This is a genomic window from Neptuniibacter sp., from assembly GCF_024231755.1.
Lineage (GTDB): Bacteria > Pseudomonadota > Gammaproteobacteria > Pseudomonadales > Balneatricaceae > Neptuniibacter.
The window spans coordinates 1-3,741 of record NZ_JAAEQH010000165.1 but is presented as its reverse complement, the minus strand read 5'-3'; the positions used below and the strand labels follow the sequence as shown (position 1 = coordinate 3,741).

At 43.8% G+C, this 3,741-nt stretch carries 2 protein-coding genes; both read left to right on the top strand.

Features of this window, described 5'->3' with window-relative positions; translation table 11 throughout:
- A partial coding sequence (locus GY843_RS08935) for an outer membrane beta-barrel protein (RefSeq protein WP_297308721.1) occupies window positions 1–1,263 on the top strand: 1,263 nt, incomplete at its 5' end.
- 42 nt (window positions 1,264–1,305) lie between these two features.
- A partial coding sequence (locus GY843_RS08930) for a methyl-accepting chemotaxis protein (protein ID WP_297308719.1) occupies window positions 1,306–3,741 on the top strand: 2,436 nt, incomplete at its 3' end.

Below are 3,741 nucleotides of genomic sequence, written 5' to 3'. Positions count from 1 at the left end.
TTAACAATCTTGATTCTCACCTTAGCTGTCTCTAACAGCTTTGGTCAAGGAGTAATGGATCTCCTTGAGAGACTTGAGAAGGTTGAAAAGCAATTAAACTGGTGCAAAGCCGAAATTGCAAAACAGCAAAATCAACCTGAGTTAACACCGTCTGATCCGATAGACTTGACTGTTTATGATGAATCACTGCTTGAGATGGCGGTTCGATTGACTGAGCTTGAAAAAGAGCTGCGATTCGCAACCCAGGAACAAAGTTCCATGTATGCTGATTTGAGCACTCAACTTGGTCAGGTTCCGCAACAGGAGGAATCATCTCATGATGCTGAGTGGAGTGTCAATGAAATCAGTTTCACTGGTTTTATTGATGGTAGTTACTATTACGATGGTCCATCAGCGTCCAACAGTTTTGGATTTGATCAGGCAGAAGTAAATATTGAAAAGAATATTGGCGAAGTTGGTTCACTTAGAGCTGATGTTGAATGGGTCAGTGATGGTGCTGGCGGATTTGCTCTTGATGCAGAACAGGGTTATGTAACTTTCAGCCCGAAAGCCCTTGGTCCGGTCAGCTTCACCTTTGGTAAATTTAATGCTCCGATCGGTTTTGAGCTTCTTGATGCTCCCGATATGTACCAGTACTCGCATGCCTTAGTTTTTAACTATGGTCTACCGACTAATGTTACCGGTGCTATGGTCAGTGCTGATTTTGGTTCAGGTCTTGACTGGTCAGTTTATATTGTCAATGGATGGGATCAAAATGTTGATCTTAATACCGGCAAAACTATTGGTAGTCGGTTTGGGTATACCAACGATAACTGGGGTTGTGTTGGTTTCTCATTCACCTATGGCGCTGATTCGGAAGCTGAAGGCGATCACCAGACAGTAGTTGACTTTGACATGAGTTTTAACCCGTGGTCTTGGTGGACAATCGGTAGCGAGTTCAACTTTGGCAGTACCGCTGTTGGTACCGCCAGTAACAAATGGACAGGTTTCCTTCTGATGAACCATTGGGATTTCAATGACTGGTTTGGCCTGACCGCTCGTTTTGACTATTTCGACGATAAAAACGGCAGTCGTCTCGGTTCCAGTGTTGCTGAAAAACGTAAAGCCTTCACCTTTGCTCCGACCTTTGGTCTTGGCGATGGTATGGGTGCTTTGGTTGAGTTTCGTTATGATTTCTCTGATCAGTATGTTTTCACCGATAGTGATGGCGCTCCAAAGAAATCAGGATTCACAGCCGCATATGAAATGACCTATTCATTCTAATAAGGATATAGAAAGTAATAATTAAAAGGGAGATTAAAAAAAATGGCAAACACAAACATGGCATTGGGCAAGAAACTGTTACTGCTCTTTCTGGCGGTTGGAATCATACCGTTTGCGGTGGTAGCTTTACTTTCGCTCAACAAATCAAACACGGCACTTAGCACGGCGGCATTTAATCAGTTGACTATGGCCCGTGAGATCAAAAAAGCGCAGATCGAAGGTTTCTTCGGTGAACGTCAGGGTGATATGGGTGTATTGACTGAAACAGTTGGAGTGCTTCGTCGTGAAGCATTTAATAAACTTAATGCTGTTCAGGCTTCAAAGAAAGCTCAAGTCGAACGCTTCTTTGGAGAACGTAAAGGTGATGCGATTGTTTTGGGTAACAATCCCAATACCGTATTGGCATTCAAAGACCTTATGAAAGCCTTTAATGCCGGTGGTGGAGCCCAGAGCGGTAACTATCAGGGACTTCTTAATGAAAGATATAATGCACCGAGTCAGTTTAAGACCGTTCATGATGTGTATCATCCAGTATTTAAAAACTATATGGAAGAATATGGTTATTATGATGTCTTCCTGATGGATGCCCAAAATGGTGACGTTTGTTACTCGGTTACCAAAGAAGGTGATTTTGGTACTCGGGCCAGTGATATCAGTTCATCACTTCGTGATGTATGGCGAATAGCAAGCAGTGAAGGTCGTGTCGCACTTTCTGACACCAAACCATATGCTCCATCCAATGGTGCACCGGCTCAGTTTGTATCAGCTCCGATCAGAAGTAATGGACAGGTTATTGGTGTTGTTGCAATGCAGATCTCGATCGATGCTATTAATACGATCATGCTTGAACGCGCCGGTATGGGTGAAACCGGTGAATCATATCTTGTTGGTTCAGACGGTATCATGCGTTCTGATTCATATCTCGATCCGGTTGATCATTCAGTTGTGGCCGCTTTTAAGAATAACGCGGTAGTTGAAACTGAAGCTATTCGTAGTTCAATGGCCGGACATAGTGGACACAGAGTCATTAATGATTATAATGGCAACCCATGTTTATCCAGCTGGAGTGCGATTGATCTTGGTGATGGAATTCGCTGGGCGATGATGTCAGAGATCGATGTCGCCGAGGCTTTTTGTCCTAAAGATGAAAATGGCGAATATTTCTTTGCCAAATATACTGATATGTATGGATATTATGATCTCTTCCTGATGAACCCTGATGGATACTGTTTCTATACAGTCGCTCAGGAAGCTGATTACCAGACCAACTTTGTCAGCGGTAAATACTCCGGTTCAAACCTTGGTGAATTGGCTCGTGAAGTAATGTCAACCAAACGTTTTGGTATGGCTGATTTTGCACCATATGCACCAAGTAATGGTGAACCATGCGCATTTATTGCCGAACCGGTTGTTTATAATGGCCAGACTGATATTATTGTTGCCCTTCAGTTATCACTCGGCGCAATAAATGGCATCATGCAACAGCGTGAAGGTATGGGCGAAACTGGTGAAACATATCTTGTAGGACCAGATAAGCTGATGCGTTCTGATTCATATCTTGATCCTAAGGGTCACTCAGTGGCCGCATCATTTGCTGGTAATGTCAAGAACAATGGTGTTGACACCGATGCCGCAACCAATGCTTTGGCCGGTAAAGTTGATGCTGAAATTATAACTGATTATAATGGTAATCCAGTTCTTTCAGCATACACTCCTATTGACGTTTGTGGTAAAACATGGGCATTGATTGCCGAGATAGATGAGCCTGAAGCTATGGCGGCAGTTATAGCTATGCAGTGGATGATGACATTGATCGCTGTTATTGGTATTGCCCTTATTGTTATTGTTGCAATATGGACAGCCAAATCAGTTACCGGTCCGATTAACAATATTATCAATAACCTAAACAGTGGTGCCGAGCAAGTCGGTTCTGCTTCCGAGCAGGTTGCTTCAGCCAGTCAATCACTGGCGGAAGGTGCCTCGGAGCAAGCCTCATCGCTTGAGGAAACCTCATCTTCACTAGAAGAAATGGCTAGCATGACTCGTCAAAATGCTGATAATACAAAACAGGCCAACACCCTTGCATCAACAGCCAGTGGGGAAGCTGATAAGGGTATGAGGGCGATGAACTCAATGTCTGAAGCAATGACTGAGATCAAAAAATCATCCGATGATACGGCAAAAATTATTAAGGTCATCGATGAAATCGCTTTCCAGACTAACCTATTGGCTCTTAACGCGGCTGTTGAAGCGGCTCGTGCTGGTGAAGCTGGTAAGGGTTTTGCTGTTGTCGCCGAAGAAGTAAGAAATTTGGCCCAGCGTTCAGCCGAAGCGGCCAAAGATACGAGTGCACTTATCGAAGGTTCACAAAAGAATGCCGATGGTGGCGTAAAATCATCTGAAGAACTGGTTGAGATTCTGCAAAATATCACCGGTGGTATTAAGAAAACAACCGACTTGATGGCTGAAGTATCGGCC